The organism is Brucella tritici (genome assembly GCF_902825325.1).
Classification (GTDB): domain Bacteria; phylum Pseudomonadota; class Alphaproteobacteria; order Rhizobiales; family Rhizobiaceae; genus Brucella.
Map to the genome: position 1 here is coordinate 190647 of NZ_CADEAR010000006.1, position 16249 is coordinate 206895.

Genomic DNA, 16249 nt, shown 5'->3' on the forward strand with positions numbered 1-16249 from the left:
AACTCAGTTCTGCTCTTCTGTTTCCACATAGCGCGGAAATACCGGCTGCGGAGCTGGCAGATCGGTCCCGCCGACAAGCTGGCTTGCCGTAACGTCGGAGAACTGACGCTTGTTGGCAGGGATAGCCAGTATGTCGAGAAGCTTTTCCGCCGACTGCGGAATAAACGGCTGCACCATGATGCCAACGCGCCGGATCACCTCGGCCGTCACATAAAGGACAGTGCCCATGCGGGCTGGATCAGTCTTGCGCAAAGCCCAAGGCTCCTGTCCCGCAAAATAACGGTTGGCTTCGGCAACAACAGCGAAAATCGCCCCAAGCGCAAGATGCAGCGCCTGATCGTCCATTGCCTTGCGTGCGGTATCGAGCGCCGTATCGGCCTGATCGAGAATGGCCTTATCCGCGTCCGAGAATTCGCCCGGAACCGGAACCTTGCCTTCACAATTCTTGGCGATCATCGACAGCGAGCGCTGGGCAAGATTGCCGAGATCGTTCGCCAGGTCAGCGTTGGTGCGGTTGACGATAGCGTCGTGGCTATAGCTGCCGTCCTGACCGAACGGCACTTCACGCATCAGGAAATAGCGCAACTGATCGAGCCCATAACGCTCAACCAGGCCAAACGGATCGATCACATTGCCGAGGGACTTCGACATTTTCTCGCCGCGGTTGAACAGGAAGCCGTGTGCAAAAACCCGCTTCGGCAGCGGAATACCAGCTGACATCAGGAATGCGGGCCAGTAGACAGCGTGAAAGCGCGAGATATCCTTGCCGATGATATGCGCATCTGCTGGCCAATAACCCCACTTTTCGTCCGTAGTATCGGGATAGCCGAGAGCGGTAATGTAATTGGTCAGGGCGTCGACCCATACATACATGACATGCTTCTCGTCGCCCGGCACCGGAATGCCCCAGTCGAAGGTCGTGCGCGAAATCGACAGATCCTTCAGGCCCGACTTGACGAAGCTCACGATCTCGTTGCGGCGCTCCGCAGGCATGATGAAGCCCGGATTATTCTCGTAAAGATCGAGCAGCTTGTCCTGATAGGCTGAGAGACGGAAGAAATAGCTTTCCTCCTCGACCCATTCGACAGGCGTACCCTGTGGGCCGTAACGAACGCCATCTTCGCGGACTTCCGTTTCCTCTTCACCATAGTAGGCTTCGTCACGCACGGAGTACCAACCGGCATATCCACCCTTGTAGATATCGCCATTGTCGGCCATCGCTTTCCAGATGGCCTGGCTGGCCTTGTAATGGCGCTCTTCCGAGGTGCGAATATAATCGTCATTCGAACTGTTCAGTACATCCGCCATTTGCCTGAACGCAGCCGTATTGCGATCTGCAAGCTCACGCGGCGTGATGCCTTCCTTGCGCGCGCTCTGCAGCATCTTGATACCGTGTTCGTCCGTACCGGTCAGAAAGAAAACATCCTTGCCGTTCAGGCGCTGAAAACGCGCCATTGCATCGGTCGCGATCAGTTCATACGCGTGGCCGATGTGCGGCTTTCCGTTCGGATAAGCAATCGCGGTGGTGATGTAATATTTTTCGCGGCTCATTATGGACCCGGTCTTTCGAAGTTTGAAAGCGCGCCTGAATGATTAGCAGACACACGAGGAGAAAATTATCAGCGGTGACATAACGCATGTCAGCGGCCATGTCACGCAAGCGGAGGCTGACCGGAACGAAAAGCGCGATGCGTTTTTTCCAAAAGAATTACCACAGCTTGCCGGCGGTCGAGATTATAGGTTTCGGCATCCGCGGTTTCGCGTGACAGATCGCTCCAGAAACGCGACCAGCGGTCTGCATCACGCAGTTGCCCTGCCTCCGCACGATAGCGAGCTTCGATCGCAACCCGCCCCAGCAGATGGTCACGGAACAATTCATACTGAACTTCCGACTCGCGACCATTCAATATGCCGGCGAGCGCCTGTGCTTTCAGCAAATCGAAATTTTGTCCTTCAAGAAGGGAATCGACCGTATCGGCGATTTCGATACCGCCATTCGCCACCAGCAGAAGTGCCTTGCGCGCACTGCCTTCCGATCTCTGAAGCAGCGTTTTCGTTACGGCATCAGCCCCCATTCCGACACCGGGGCCGACATGTGCGAGGGCATCTGTCAGCGCACTATCATCAAGTGGCTTGAAGCCGATGCTCTGGCAACGCGACCGAATTGTCGGAAGCAAGCGCCCCGCCGAATGAGAAATCAGGATAAAGAGAGCCCGTGCAGGAGGTTCTTCCAGCGTTTTCAGGAGGGCATTGGCGGCATTGCGGTTCATATCATCGGCAGGGTCGACAATTATGATGCGCCAGGCGTGGTCCGATGCCGTTCTGGTCAGAAAATGCGTGACCCGGCGGATTTCTTCCACTGGGATACCCGTTTTGAATTTTCCCGTCTTCTGATCGAATGGGCGATTGATATGCAGGACAGCGGGATGCATGCCGCCTGCAATCTGCCGCCAGAGCGGCTGCGCAAAATCCGGCGCAGCAATATGCTCCGGTGCCTCGCCATTATTGCCATGGGCCAACATATGGCCTGCCAGGTGAAAAGCGAGCGTTGCCTTGCCGATCCCCTGCGCGCCTTCAAAGAGAAGCGCATGATGCATACGCCCCTCGCGATAGGCTTGCGCCAGAAAATCACTGATCTCCCGGTGTCCCGCGATATAATCGCTTGCCGACGGTTCTGGCACACCCTCAATAGAATCGTGGGCTTTAGGGACGTCGAGTTCCTCGATCACAAAAGCCCCCTTTTCGTCAGAACATGATCAACTTCTTTTGCGATATCGCCCGCAATCGCGTCTTGCGGGCGGTCAGCGTCGATGACCTTGCATCGCTCAGGTTCCGCCTCGGCGATCGCGAGGAAGGCCTGCCGTCGCGCCTCATGCACAGCAATATCTTCTTTCTCGAACCGGTCCGCAGTTTCGCTGCCACGCCGTTTTCCAGCACGCGACAGACCTTTCTCCGCGGGAATGTCGAGAATGATCGTCATGTCAGGCATGGCGCCGTCTATGGCAATGCGTTCCACCGCCGCCATATAGGTGCTGTCGAGATTGCCGGTAACGCCCTGATAGGCACGGCTTGAGTCGATGAAACGGTCACAAAGCACCACTCGCCCCTCGTTCAGGGCGGGACGGATAAGCTGGTCTACATGGTCTGCCCTTGCAGCGGCGAACAGCAGGGCTTCCATCGCTGGGCCGTAATTCTCTGCATTGCCGCTCAGTATGACATGGCGAATTGCTTCCGCACCAGGAGAGCCGCCGGGTTCTCGCGTGATGACTGGATCGAAGCCGCATGCCCGCAGGTGCTTGGCCAGCAACGCGATTTGCGTTGACTTGCCCGCTCCTTCGCCGCCTTCGAATGTGATGAACAATCCCGACAAACCAACTTCCAAATGTTTGAATCGATGCCCGAACGGACTTCTGTGAAAGTTATTATCGGCCTTTGGCTATCAGGTCGAGCCTGGAATACACCCAACGCAGGCTAAAGATACTTCCGCAGCCAGCCGGTGGAGAGCTCCATCGCCGCCCCCAAGGCGCGCTTCGAGAGACTACCTTCCTCGACAGATTGCGCCGTGAAAACAGGGATATCACGAAGAATGCTACCATTAAGCTCCAACTGAAGAATACCGACCTGCTGGTTGTCGGCGACAGGGGCATCGAGCGGCCCCTTATAGACAATCCGGGCCTTGAGCTTGTCGCGACCGTCCTTCGGTAGCAGCAGCTCGACACGATCCCTGACCTTCAACGGCACATGCGTGAGCGCACCGCCGAAAACTTGCGCCTCACCCACAATTTCGTTCGCAGGATAAAGCTGAACATCGTCAAAGGCCGTCATACCCCATTGCAGGAGACGCTTTGCTTCTTCTTCACGCTCCTTGATGCTGGCAAGACCGCTCATCGCCAGATAAAGCCTGCGGCCGTTCTGTTCCGCCGATCCGACCAGCGCAAAACCTGATGCTTCCGTAAAACCCGTTCCCATCCCGTCAGCCCCGACATCAAGCCGCAACAAGGGGTTGCGGTTGCGTTGCATGATGTTGTTCCAGGTGAAGGCAGGTTGAGCATAATATTTATAATACTCGGGATGGGCTGTCCGGATATGTCGCGCCAATCTGACCAGGTCCTGCAGCGAGACCGCCTGCCCTTCGGCGGGCAAACCCGTCGAGTTTACAAATTTGGAGCCGGTCAAACCAAGCTCCTGCGCACGATCATTCATGCGCTTTGCAAAAGCCTCTTCGCTACCCGCCAGCCCTTCTGCCAGTACGATGGCGCCGTCATTCGCCGACTGAACAATCATCCCTTGCAGTAGATCAGCGACCGTTGGCGCCGACTTGATGCGTGCGAACATCGTTGATGTTCCCGAGGGGGCACCACCGGTTCTCCAGGCATTCTCGCTGACGATGTAAGGCGTTTCGAGTGTCGTCACGCCTTTATCAAGGGCTTCGAAAACCACTTCGGCCGTCATCAGCTTGGCAAGAGATGCGGGCGGAATAGGAACATTGGCATTCTTGGAAAGAAGCACCGTTCCGCTTCGGTCATCGATAAGCAACACCTGCGGCGCCTTTGAAACGAATGCCGCCTCAACAGGTGCCGCCTGACTTAAAACCGGCACGAATGCAGCCAGCGAAACGCCCACAGAGGCCGCGCGCGCAAATACCAATGTTTTTGAAATCAGCCCCATGCAAATCCCGTTACGTGAGCAATGAGATAGAGCTTACGCAACGAATCCGACCAAAATCAATATGCCAGCGTGTATCACCGTAATGTGAGCAATCAATCGAGACGAACGACAAACGCATTCACTGCGCCCGCCTTCCAGGCCGCGCGCAACAGGGCATCGTTTCCGCCTTTCTCTGCCACGGCTGTCAGCTCGAAAGACTCGCTGGTGTCGGTTGGAATCTTGGTAAGCGTAAATCGGGTTGAACGTGGCAACGACGCCTGAAGCTGCCTTGCCTCTTCAAGCGTCTTGAATGTGCCAAGCTCGACATATTCGCCATGCTCCTCCGCCTCGCGGCGCTTCCAGGCGCTCGAAATTGCATCCTTGGTCAGGATGCTGCCATAGGTGCGCTCCTCGGTATAAGCGGTTACAGCAAGACGGTCAGAAGCATAGCCGGCAAGACCGCTCACACCGGCAGCATTCGCCACTCCGAAGCTTGAACCGGGGCGCTGCGACGGCACAGGCACATTCGCTGGCAACAACGGAGCTGGACCGCCGGACGGATCGCTATAAGCAGGATCGACGGCAAAAGGTGAGTTTTCAGGTATGGGCGCAGAGACCGGAACAGCGTCCATCACAGGCATAGGAACGCGTGACTTCGGCGAAGTCGGCGTTGGCCCATTCATCGCCATCATGACGCCAGTTGCAGGCTGGCCGATCCCATCGCCACCCGCCGGACGGTAAGACGCCATCAGGAATGCGTCGTCATTGCCATCCAATGGCGCTCTGCCGACATATTCGACCTTCACATTCGCCGTGCCGTGATGCTGGTAATCAAGCATTTCGGCAGCTTTCTGGGAGAGATCGATGACACGGTCGAATTCATATGGACCACGATCATTCACGCGTACGATGACCGAACTGCCATTGGCAAGGTTGGTCACACGGGCATAACTCGGCAACGGCATGGTTGGATGTGCAGCTGTCAGATGCGCCATGTCATAGACTTCACCGTTGGCCGTCAGGCGACCGTGAAAAGCTTCGCCATACCAGGAGGCGTGGCCGACCTTGACATATTTTTTGTCTTCCTTGGGATAATACCAACGGCCCTTGACCTTGTAGGGCTGTCCGGTCTGATCGCGCCCGCCGCCACGCGGCAGAGGCTTTCCCTTCGAAAAAGCCACGCGCGGACTGGCTTTCACGCCATATTTGGACTCGGCGAAATATTCCTTTGAGCGCTTTGTCTTCGATTTCGGCTGAGGTGCCGAGGCACAGCCCGCCAAGGCGACCGCAATAGCCATGAACGACAACATGGTGATGGAACCGCGCTTGTCGCGCAGTTTCACTGCCTTGCCGTTGACCGAATGTTTCAGCCCTCGTTTCGAATCCATACGCCACACGCCCGTTACTCAACAACACAACCGAAAACGCTGGTTGCGCCCTTTTAGATTTTAGTGATGTCACCGATTCATTGACGGATCATTAAAGCTTTTGGAAATCCGCATATTTTGAGTCGCGCTGCATGACCTCCACTCAACTCCGACGAGCTGTATCCTCTAGTCTCGTGGAACGATCGTTCGTTCAAAGCGTTGAATTTTCAACAGGAAGGAGAAAAAGAATGTTGAGAGCAATGATCCTTTGGCTGATGGGCGTTCCACTCGTTGTCGTGCTGCTTATCTGGTATTTTTTCTTTTAGATATGGAACGTTCAGGCCCTTCAATCGTTACTCATACGGCTCTAATGACCTCCGAGCCAGTCACCTAACGTCATGGATTAGGCCCGCTCCAACAAGGCGGGTCTTTTTTTGCCTCGCCAATATCACGGCCTCATTGCCGGATCAGGCATGTAGACGTTGATCGCCTTGGGCAACAGGCGGAAATGAGCTGGTGTCCAGGTCGATAGCTCGCCATCTGTGTTTACGGCACGTGGCTTCTTGGTGCGCACAATCACTTCAGTCGTCGGAAAAGCCCGCACATCATCCCATCTGGAGTGGGTGCCACGGCGCAGACTGGGAAGAAGACGCAAAAGTTTCCACCAGTGATCGACTTCCAGACTATAGAAATCCAGCCTACCGTCATCCACTGTGGCATCCTTCTCGACGGCCATGCCGCCGCCGTAGAATTTTCCATTCCCGACAGAAACCTGCAATGTACGGATTTTCTCCGTCATGCCGTCATGTTCCAGATAGGCTGTGAAAAGCTCCGAACGCATAAGGATGCGTGCCGCAACGATCGCATAACCGAGCTTTCCCCACTTTTTCTTTGCAGCAGAACTGAGTTGCTGCGCCAGTTCGGCACTAAACCCGATGCTCGCGACATTGAAGTAAAGATGACCATTCACTTCACCCAAGTCGATGGGCCGAAGCTCATAGGAAACAAGGCGACGCGCCGCCTCAACCGGATCGGCAGGAATGCCGATGGTTCGGGCGAAATCATTTGCAGTTCCAAGCGGAAGGATTGCAAGCGGCATTCCCGTTTCCATCAATCCTTTGGCCGCAGCGTTCAGCGAGCCATCACCACCACCGACAATAACGAGATCGCAATCTCTTTCGCGAAGGATCACATCTGAAATCGTCTCGTCGTCCTGCGGATTTCGCTCGATGAGCTGGAGACCGCCACGTTCCAGCGCAGAGCGAATATCCGCGCCGTATCCCCTGCCATTTCGGGCATGAGGATTTACGATTAGCAGTGCCCGGCGCTTTGTGATCTTGCCCATGGATTTCCTGTCATCTGCAACAGCCAAAAAATCTGGCTGCTTGGTTGGAAGCGTCATCTGCAGATGGCTTCTCAATCCTGGATATCAATGGAACGGTTCATGAAAAATTTGTCACGATACTGTAGTGTTTCGTGAGGCCGTGAGAGCGAAAGCAATGGCAGGGCCGAGCTGTCGACAAAAGAGTTTGACGAGACCAGAAAGAGAACATAGTTTGGCAAAACCAACTGTAAAACTTTCTAATGCGGCCTCATCAAACTTGTCGCTAATTAGCTGAAATACATTACAGTTTGCGGGTATGATGTAATGGTAGCCTGTCAGCTTCCCAAGCTGAACGCGCGGGTTCGATTCCCGCTACCCGCTCCAGCACAATCGCTCGTGAGAGCGCTGAAAATCACCGAACATTTTCTCCGGTTTTCGGATCGACCTTCACCTCAACCTTGGCGCCAGCCTTGGTGACATATTCGATCTCGTAGTAGCCACGATCATTCCAGTCGACTTCATCAATGAAAGCGGTATCCGCGTTCTGTTCGATTTTCGCGATTATCTCCGAAAGCTTGGTGCCTTCCGGCGGCGGAGCGGCATAGGCCGCAGCAACGGACATACCAAGAAACAAAGTCGTAACGGCGAAACGCATGATTACCTCCTCTAGAGCATGTCTCCCGAAAATGGGAACCGGTTTCGGGATAAAGACATGCGTAAAAACAAATAGATAGAGAATTTCCGATGATTCGATCACAACAGGAAATGCTCTCGCTATCCTAAAAGAGTAGGAAGTCGGGCGCCCTCTTCAAGGCCAACTGGTAATTACTTTATGATGGGGCTAATCGAACCGGTGAAGGTTTGATCGATCATCGCGGAGAGCCTTGGCTCTGCTCCTGACAGAATAACGACGATTGCAAGCATCAATATCAAAGGTGCGGCAAGAATGCCGCTCCTTACAGCCGGTTCGAGAATACGCCGGGTTTTCTTGCTTCGCGTGGAATGCTGATTTCTCATGCAACCAACAGTAGTCGAACAGACTTAATTGCTCATTAAATAATGTAGTTAATGCGTTATTAGCGCCTGATTATCGTTCAGCTTCCTTTGTTTCCGCGATATATATTGACCCCGAGTTCGCGAATTTTCTTGCGCAGCGTATTCCGATTTAATCCCAGAAGGTCTGCCGCCTTGATCTGGTTTCCGCGTGTTGCGGTAAGACATGCGAGGATCAAGGGATATTCCAGTTCCGCCAGAACCCGGTGATAAAGCCCCGGCGGCGGCAGATCGGCACCGAATGACGCAAAATAACGCTGCATATTCTGCTCAACGGCCTGCGATATCGAAATATTCTCCATATCGCCACCACCGGCGGGAACGACATCCGGCTTGGCCAGTTCAGATTTCAATTCCGTTTCGATGATTTCCGGCGATATTTCCTCTTGCGGATAAAGCGCCGAAAGCCTCCGGACGAGATTTTCCAGTTCACGCACATTTCCTGGCCAAGGATACCGGCGCATCATTTCCAGGCCAGCGGTGCTGATACGCTTCTCCGGCAGCCCCTCTTCGGCAGCGCGTTTGAAAAAATGGCGCACAAGATCGGCCACATCCTCGCTGCGCTCGCGAAGCGGCGGCAAGCGCAGGGGCACGACATTCAACCGGTAATAAAGATCCTCACGGAACAAACCTTGCGCTATCAGTTGCCGCAAATCCTTGTTGGTCGCGGCAACGATGCGCACATCGGTCTTGATCGGCGTGCGTCCGCCGACTGTCATATACTCGCCCTGCTGCAGCACACGCAAAAGACGGGTTTGTGCTTCCATCGGCATATCGCCGATCTCGTCGAGAAACAGTGTTCCGCCATTTGCCTGTTCAAAGCGGCCGCTCGAGCGGTTCTGCGCGCCGGTAAAAGCACCCTTCTCGTGCCCGAACAACTCGGACTCAATCAGATCGCGCGGGATTGCGGCCATATTGATCGCTACAAACGGTCCTTTTCGGCGGCGCCCGTATTCGTGCAGGGCACGCGCAACCAGTTCCTTGCCTGTGCCGGATTCACCCGTAACCATGACGGTCAAATCCGTCTGCATCATGCGGGCCAGCAAACGGTAGATTTCCTGCATCGCAGGCGAGCGGCCGACCAGCGGCATGTTATCGGCCTGCTCATCCGATAAAGCGGCAATGGGCCTACGTTTTGGTTCAGACAGAGCCCGACCGACGATATTGATGAGTTCCGTCAAATCGAACGGCTTCGGCAGATATTCGTAGGCTCCCGCCTCGGATGCCCGGATTGCCGTCATGAATGTGTTCTGCGCGCTCATGACCACAACTGGCAGGTCGGGACGCATCTTCTTGATGCGTGGCAGGAGGTCGAAGGCATTCTCGTCCGGCATATTGACGTCAGTAATGACCAGATCACCGTCGCCTGCAGCCACCCAGCGCCAAAGCGAGGCAGCATTAGAAGTCACACGCACATCGTAGCCTGCTCGCGACAATGCCTGGTTCAGCACGGTCCGAATAGCTGCATCGTCATCCGCCACCAATATGGTTCCTGTCGGACGTCCTGCGGTCATGCGTTATCTCCAGTATTTCCAGCTGCCAGTTCCGTATTTTTCCATGCGGGCATCAGAACACGGAAAGTCGTTCGCGAAGGATGGCTGTCGCATTCGATAATACCGCCATGGTCACCAATGATCTTCGCAACGAGTGCCAATCCCAGTCCCGACCCATTGGTTTTCGTCGTCACGAAGGGATCGAACAGATGTGGCAGCATGTCCTGCGGCACACCCGGTCCGTTATCATGCACGCAGAATTCGAGAGGCAGCGCCACCCTGTCCCGCGCACCCGGCACCTGCAGACGAATGCCCGGACGATAAGCCGTGGATAGGACAATCTCGCCGCCTTCACGGTCGCCTATGGCTTCCGAAGCATTCTTCAGCAGATTGAGGAAAACTTGCACGAGTTGGTCTCGATTGGCGAAAACCGGCGGGAGAGAAGGATCATAATCTTCCACAAAACGGATCTTCCGTGCGAACCCGTTCTTCGCAATCGCCTTCACATGATCCAGAACCGCATGAATATTGACGGCAGAGCGCTCGATGGGGCGCTCATCCGAGAAAACCTCCATGCGGTCAACCAGTGAAACGATCCGATCTGTTTCATCGGTAATAAGACGCGCAAGCGCACGATCCTCATCGCCGACAACCTGTTCCAGCAATTGTGCCGCACCACGGATACCAGAGAGAGGGTTCTTGATTTCATGAGCCAGCATCGATGCCAGCCCGGTCACGGACCGCGCCGCGCCGCGATGTGTCATCTGGCGATCGATCTTTTCGGCCATCGTCTTTTCCTTGAAGAGGATGACCACAGCGCCCGGCAGCTCCGCTACCGGCGCTACGTAAATATCAACGATACGCTCCGCCCCAAGACGTGGTGACGAGACATCGACGCGATATTCGTTCACCGGCATCTGGCTGGTGCGAACCTGATCGACCAGCGCTAACAGCGGACTACCAAAGGGCAGAAAGGACTCCAGCCGGTTGCGCGCCAGAATGGACGAGCCGGAACGAAAGAACTGTTCTGCATCCAGATTGGCATAGGCGATATAGTTCTCGGCGCTGATCATGATAACCGGCTGGCTGATGGCATCGAGCACGACCGATGGAATGCCGTTCGTTTCAGTTCTCTCGCGCATCAGGCAACCTCTTTGAGCGCGGATTCTGAAGCTTCGCGCATGAATATACGACGCAAAGCGTCGATGACGGCTTGCCGGTCGGTCAGGGTCATCACTTCTGCTTTCTCGGCAGGCATACATGCGGCACCAGCATGGCGATCAATATACCAACCTAGATGCTTGCGGGAATGACGGATACCCGTCGTGCTTCCATAATGCTCGAGCATATCTTCGTAATGCTTTATAATATAATCAAGAACTTCATTTCGAGACTGTGGGGCAAAGTCACTTCCTGCAATTGCACCGGCCAGCCACGGTTGCCCATAAGAGGCACGCCCGACCATCACGGCATCAGCTCCAGAGCGGCGCATAATTTCCTCAGCATCACCTCGACACGCCACATCTCCGTTGGCAACCAGAGGAATCCTGATCGCGTCGCGGACGGCGTGAATTGCATTCCAGTCCGCCTTGCCTTCATAGAACTGACAACGCGTACGCCCGTGGACAGTCACCATGGCGATGCCGGCACTTTCGGCACGTCTTGCAAGTTCAGGCGCGTTAATGCTTTTCTCGTCCCATCCCAGCCGCATCTTGAGCGTAACGGGAATGCCGACCGCGTTGACAGTGACCTCAACGAGGGTCATTGCGTGATCGAGATCGCGCATCAGCGCAGACCCGGAATAGCCGCCTGTCACTTTCTTGGCCGGGCAACCCATATTGATATCGATGATATCAGCGCCTTCACCCTCGGCGATCCTGGCCGCCTCACCCATCCAATGCGCTTCGCGTCCCGCGAGCTGCACAACATGCGTCCCAAGCCCCTCGCCTGAGAGGCGCAGAAGGCTTTCCTTGTGACGGTTACAGAGTTCGGCGCTGGCGACCATTTCAGACACAACCATGCCCGCGCCAGCCGCTGCTGCGCGCCTGCGGAATGGAAGGTCCGAAACGCCCGACATCGGCGCAAGAAACACACGGTTGGCAAGCGCCACACCGCCTATACTCAAAGGTTGATCGAGGAAACTCACTAATGGGTGCCTATTTGATGTGCATAGCGCAATTAGCACATACATTAATCAGCCTCACTTTTCAACGCAAGGAAAAGCGCGCGCAAAATCACGATAAATCAATTGTCGTCTGGCATTTATCTGCGCAAGGCATTATTCGGCTTGGAAACGCAGATTTTGAACAGATGCAACCTTTGGCAGAGGCAACAACCATTTCAAAGATAGCAGCAGTCATTGTGGCGGCTGGCCGCGGGGAGCGAGCCGGGCAGAACGTCGAAGGGCCGAAACAATACCGGCGCATAGGTGGCGAAGCCGTACTTACCCGCACTTTGCGCGCCTTTATCGACTGCCCGCTGGTTGATAGCATCGTTGTCGTCATTCACCCTGATGACCATGTGCTTTACGAACGTGCCGTCCCGGAAAACTGTGGTAATATTCTCGTCGTGAATGGCGGCGCTACCCGGCAGGAATCAACACGTCTTGGCCTCCTTGCGTTGAGAGATTATGCGCCGCAATATGTCATGATCCACGACGGCGTGAGACCGTTCATCAGTCAGGATTTGCTGAAGCGTATTGTCGAGAACCTCGCACCCGATGAAGGCGTTCTACCGGCTCTGGCCGTTTCGGACACGCTCAAACAGTCAGCCACGGACGGAACAGTAAAAACGACGGTGCCTCGCGCGGGCCTTTTCGCGGCACAGACACCTCAAGCATTTCCCTACCCGCCTATCCTTGATGCGCATGAACAGGCCTACGCGATCAATCGCTTTGATTTCACGGACGATGCCGCCATCGCCGAGTGGCAAAGCATCGCCGTCCGCATCATCGAAGGATCGGCAGACAATACAAAGCTTACCTGGGCAAAGGATATTGAAATGGCTGACAAGCGCCTGCGGCAAGACCACGTCTCGTTTCCCGACATTCGTACCGGCAATGGTTATGACGTCCATTCCTTTGAACCCGGCGATCATGTGACGCTGTGCGGCGTGAAAATCCCCCATGAAGCAAAACTCAATGGTCATTCAGACGCCGATGTCGGACTTCATGCGCTGACCGACGCCCTGCTTGCGACGCGAGGAGCGGGTGATATTGGTACGCATTTCCCTCCTTCCGACCCGCAGTGGAAAGGCGCAGCCTCCCGCATCTTTGTCGAACACGCCGCCAATATCGTACGTGAAGCAGGTGGGCGTATTGCCAATGTTGACGTGACCTTTATCAGCGAAGCACCCAAGATCGGTCCACACCGCGCAGCAATGACGGAAGCGCTTTGCGACATGCTGGGAATTGCCGCAGACCGGGTTTCCGTCAAAGCGACCACCAATGAGAAGCTCGGCTTCGTCGGGCGCCGCGAGGGTATCGCTGCCATTGCAACGGCAACCGTCATCTATCCCGGTGAGGTGCCCGAATGAGCGCGCTGATTGCAGAAGAAAAAGCTGTTGCCGTGTTGGATGCCTGTCGCAAGGCCGGCATAATGATTGCAACGGCAGAATCCTGCACGGGAGGACTTATAGCCGGAGCTCTGACTGACATCGCCGGATCGTCCGATGTCGTGGATCGCGGCTTCGTCACCTATTCCAACGAAGCGAAAGCCGAAATGATCGGCGTTCCAATGGAATTGATCAATCGCGTCGGTGCTGTCTCGAAGGAAGTCGCGCTTTCCATGGCTGAAGGGGCACTTTCTCACTCCCGTGCCGATGTAACGGTGGCAGTTACCGGCATTGCGGGGCCAGGTGGCGGTTCCGATGAAAAGCCCGTTGGGCTTGTTCACATCGCATCGGCGCGAAAAGGCTACCCGACCCTTCATCGCGAATTTCGTTTCGGTCCCAAAACCCGAGCTGAGATTCGCCACGCGACAGTTCTCGCCGCACTGGACCTCGTCCTGGAAAACCTTCGATAAATTTAGAGCATATACTTTTATCTATGGTGCCCTATCCTTGTCTTTGACCAGGTAAGGAGAACATGGCGATGCGTTTCGATGGTAAGGTGGCAATCGTAACCGGTGGAGCAAGCGGCATCGGTGAAGCAACTGTTCGGGCCTTCGTTCGCGAAGGAGCGAATGTCGTCATCGCGGATTATTCCGAGCATGGCCAGCAACTGGCCAACGAGCTTGCAGGCGGCACCGAGCGGGCATTATTCGTCAAAACCGATGTGACCGACACGAAAGCTGTGCAGGCACTGATTGCCAAAACCGTCGAAACGTATGGCCGCCTCGATATAATGTTCGCCAACGCAGGCATTGCCGCAGACGGCCCGATAGACGAGCTGGATGAAGCTGCATGGCAAAAAACCATCGATATTAACCTCACCGGCGTCTATCTTTGCGATAAATACGCCATTGATCAGATGCGCTCGCAGGGCGGCGGCGTGATCGTGAATTGCGGATCCATTCACAGTCACGTCGGTAAATCAGGTGTCACCGCTTATGCGGCAGCAAAGGGCGGCGTAAAACTTTTGACGCAGACGCTTGCCATCGATTACGGAGCGCAGAACATCCGGGTTAACGCAGTCTGCCCCGGCTATATCGACACGCCGCTTCTCAAGGATATTCCGGACGACAAGAAACAGGCGCTCGTGGCCTTGCATCCGATAGGTCGTCTCGGTCGCGCCGAAGAAGTAGCCAGCGTTGTGCTTTTTCTGGCAAGCGACGAAGCTTCCTTCGTCACCGGAGCATCCATACTGGTCGATGGCGGCTATACAGCGCAGTAAAAGCACATCCTGAAAAGGGTAAAACGGTTTTTCAGGCCAGACCGAAAATCTGGTCTGCCCGTTTCTCGAAGGCTTCTGAAAATTTCTTGAAAGCGAGGTCGAACATCGTTCCCATAAGGAGGCCGAGGGTACGGCTCTTGAATTCATAATCGATGAAGAACTCAACATCGCACTCGTTTCCGTCGCCCACCGGCTTGAAAGTCCAGCGGTTGTCGAGATAGCGAAACGGCCCGTCGAGATATTTCACATCGATAACATTGTCTTCAGGCTTCAGCAGCACCTGGCTGGTGAATGTCTCGCGTATGAGCTTGTAACCAACCGTCATGTCGGCAATGAGAAGGGCCTTCCCGTCGCGCTCCTTGCGGGAGCGAACCGTTAAAGCCTCACACATCGGCAGAAACTGCGGATATTTCTCAACATCAGCAACAAGGCCGAACATCTGATCTGCCCGGTGATGTGCACGCCTGACGGTCGTAAATTGCGGCATTTCTTGTCTTAGACCTGTGCAGCAATCTGCGTCTCGCGCGCTGCCCTCAGCTTGGCAAAATCATCGCCAGCGTGATGCGAGGAACGCGTCAGCGGACTGGACGCAACCAGCAGGAAGCCCTTTGTCCGGCCAATCGTTTCGAACGACTTGAATTCGTCAGGGGTCACAAAGCGAATGACAGGATGATGCTTGCGGGTCGGCTGGAGATACTGACCGATGGTCATGAAATCCACATCCGCTGAACGCAGATCGTCCATCAGCTGAAGAATTTCATTCCGCTCTTCACCGAGACCGACCATGATACCGGACTTGGTGAAAATGGTCGGGTCCAGTTCCTTGACGCGCTGCAGCAGGCGGATCGAATGGAAATAACGAGCGCCGGGGCGAACCTTGAGATATTTCGAAGGCACTGTTTCCAGATTGTGGTTGAACACGTCCGGACGGGCTTTGACCACGACTTCAAGAGCGCCTTCCTTGCGCAGGAAATCCGGCGTCAGGATTTCAATCGTGGTCGCAGGAGTAGCTTCACGGATCGCCTGAATGACCTGTGCAAAATGCTGCGCGCCGCCATCGGCAAGGTCGTCGCGATCCACCGATGTGATGACCACATGCGTCAATCCCATCTGCTTGACGGCCTTGGCAACATTCTCCGGTTCGTTCGGATCGAGCGCTGTCGGAATACCGGTCGAGACGTTACAGAAGGCGCAGGCGCGTGTGCAGATCTCGCCCATGATCATGAAGGTCGCGTGCTTCTTTTCCCAGCACTCACCAATGTTCGGGCAACCGGCTTCTTCGCAAACCGTGACCAGCTTGTTCGAACGAACAATATCGCGCGTTTCACTGTAGCCGCGCGAGACAGGAGCCTTGACGCGAATCCAGTCAGGCTTCTTCAGGACAACATTGTCCGGACGATGCGCCTTCTCGGGATGCCGTTCACGCTTGCCTTGGTTCACCAGATCGAGAACTGTAACCATGCTTTTCCCTGCCTATCCGAAACATTTCCATGAAATGCTTCCAAATTCGGTTCGGTCCTAATCCCTGCTCTCT

The 16249-nt window shown here is 55.1% G+C and carries 15 protein-coding genes and 1 tRNA gene; 4 read left to right on the plus strand and 12 right to left on the minus strand.

Going from position 1 to position 16249, the window contains the following annotated elements:
- Positions 1 to 3: 3 nt before the first annotated feature.
- The 6 genes from metG to HWX93_RS10880 all read right to left on the minus strand — a co-directional run bounded on the left by metG (position 4) and on the right by HWX93_RS10880 (position 7359).
- Positions 4 to 1551 carry a methionine--tRNA ligase gene (gene metG / locus HWX93_RS10855; protein ID WP_176037376.1) on the minus strand — a complete coding sequence of 516 codons (1548 nt, stop codon included), beginning with the start codon at positions 1549 to 1551 and terminating at the stop codon, positions 4 to 6.
- A gap of 101 nt (positions 1552 to 1652) precedes the next feature.
- Positions 1653 to 2729: a DNA polymerase III subunit delta' gene (locus tag HWX93_RS10860; RefSeq protein WP_176037377.1), complete on the minus strand. Its 1077-nt coding sequence runs from the start codon at positions 2727 to 2729 to the stop codon at positions 1653 to 1655.
- Positions 2726 to 3370 carry a dTMP kinase gene (gene tmk, locus HWX93_RS10865; protein WP_109987804.1) on the minus strand — a complete coding sequence of 215 codons (645 nt, stop codon included), beginning with the start codon at positions 3368 to 3370 and terminating at the stop codon, positions 2726 to 2728. The genes HWX93_RS10860 and tmk overlap by 4 nt, the downstream gene beginning before the upstream one ends.
- 101 nt (positions 3371 to 3471) lie before the next feature.
- Positions 3472 to 4668 (minus strand): D-alanyl-D-alanine carboxypeptidase family protein, encoded by a 1197-nt coding sequence (locus HWX93_RS10870; protein WP_176037378.1) that lies wholly within the window; start codon positions 4666 to 4668, stop codon positions 3472 to 3474.
- A 92-nt stretch (positions 4669 to 4760) separates the two neighbouring features.
- Positions 4761 to 6035 carry a septal ring lytic transglycosylase RlpA family protein gene (locus HWX93_RS10875; protein ID WP_176037379.1) on the minus strand — a complete coding sequence of 425 codons (1275 nt, stop codon included), beginning with the start codon at positions 6033 to 6035 and terminating at the stop codon, positions 4761 to 4763.
- Positions 6036 to 6462: 427 nt separating this feature from the next.
- A complete protein-coding gene (locus HWX93_RS10880; RefSeq protein WP_176037380.1) occupies positions 6463 to 7359 on the minus strand; it encodes a lipid kinase in 897 nt (298 codons plus the stop codon).
- Positions 7360 to 7648: 289 nt separating this feature from the next.
- Between HWX93_RS10880 and HWX93_RS10885 the strand changes: the two genes are divergently transcribed.
- A tRNA-Gly gene (locus tag HWX93_RS10885) sits at positions 7649 to 7722 on the plus strand.
- A gap of 28 nt (positions 7723 to 7750) precedes the next feature.
- Here the strand turns inward: HWX93_RS10885 and HWX93_RS10890 are convergent.
- The 4 genes from HWX93_RS10890 to dusB all read right to left on the minus strand — a co-directional run bounded on the left by HWX93_RS10890 (position 7751) and on the right by dusB (position 12030).
- Complete coding sequence (locus tag HWX93_RS10890) at positions 7751 to 7993, minus strand: PepSY domain-containing protein (RefSeq protein WP_109987868.1); 243 nt, start codon at positions 7991 to 7993, stop codon at positions 7751 to 7753.
- 439 nt (positions 7994 to 8432) lie between these two features.
- Positions 8433 to 9905 (minus strand): nitrogen regulation protein NR(I), encoded by a 1473-nt coding sequence (gene ntrC / locus HWX93_RS10895; protein WP_176037381.1) that lies wholly within the window; start codon positions 9903 to 9905, stop codon positions 8433 to 8435.
- Positions 9902 to 11026: a two-component system sensor histidine kinase NtrB gene (locus HWX93_RS10900; protein ID WP_176037382.1), complete on the minus strand. Its 1125-nt coding sequence runs from the start codon at positions 11024 to 11026 to the stop codon at positions 9902 to 9904. Before HWX93_RS10900 ends, ntrC begins: the two co-directional genes overlap by 4 nt.
- A complete protein-coding gene (gene dusB, locus HWX93_RS10905; protein ID WP_176037383.1) occupies positions 11026 to 12030 on the minus strand; it encodes a tRNA dihydrouridine synthase DusB in 1005 nt (334 codons plus the stop codon). The genes HWX93_RS10900 and dusB overlap by 1 nt, the downstream gene beginning before the upstream one ends.
- A gap of 164 nt (positions 12031 to 12194) precedes the next feature.
- Between dusB and HWX93_RS10910 the strand changes: the two genes are divergently transcribed.
- The 3 genes from HWX93_RS10910 (at position 12195) to HWX93_RS10920 (ending at position 14715) form a co-directional block, all read left to right on the plus strand.
- The gene (locus tag HWX93_RS10910) at positions 12195 to 13418 is read left to right on the plus strand and encodes a bifunctional 2-C-methyl-D-erythritol 4-phosphate cytidylyltransferase/2-C-methyl-D-erythritol 2,4-cyclodiphosphate synthase (RefSeq protein WP_176037384.1); all 1224 of its coding nucleotides are present in this window, start codon (positions 12195 to 12197) and stop codon (positions 13416 to 13418) included.
- Positions 13415 to 13906 carry a CinA family protein gene (locus tag HWX93_RS10915; RefSeq protein ID WP_176037385.1) on the plus strand — a complete coding sequence of 164 codons (492 nt, stop codon included), beginning with the start codon at positions 13415 to 13417 and terminating at the stop codon, positions 13904 to 13906. Before HWX93_RS10910 ends, HWX93_RS10915 begins: the two co-directional genes overlap by 4 nt.
- Positions 13907 to 13974: 68 nt before the next feature.
- A complete protein-coding gene (locus HWX93_RS10920) occupies positions 13975 to 14715 on the plus strand; it encodes an SDR family NAD(P)-dependent oxidoreductase (RefSeq protein WP_176037386.1) in 741 nt (246 codons plus the stop codon).
- A gap of 31 nt (positions 14716 to 14746) precedes the next feature.
- On the opposite strand, the gene HWX93_RS10925 is transcribed toward HWX93_RS10920, so the two are convergent.
- Positions 14747 to 15202 (minus strand): type II toxin-antitoxin system RatA family toxin, encoded by a 456-nt coding sequence (locus HWX93_RS10925; RefSeq protein WP_176037387.1) that lies wholly within the window; start codon positions 15200 to 15202, stop codon positions 14747 to 14749.
- An 8-nt stretch (positions 15203 to 15210) separates the two neighbouring features.
- On the minus strand, positions 15211 to 16176 hold the full coding sequence (gene lipA / locus HWX93_RS10930; RefSeq protein ID WP_176037388.1) for a lipoyl synthase: 966 nt from the start codon (positions 16174 to 16176) through the stop codon (positions 15211 to 15213).
- Between the last annotated feature and the right edge of the window lie 73 nt (positions 16177 to 16249).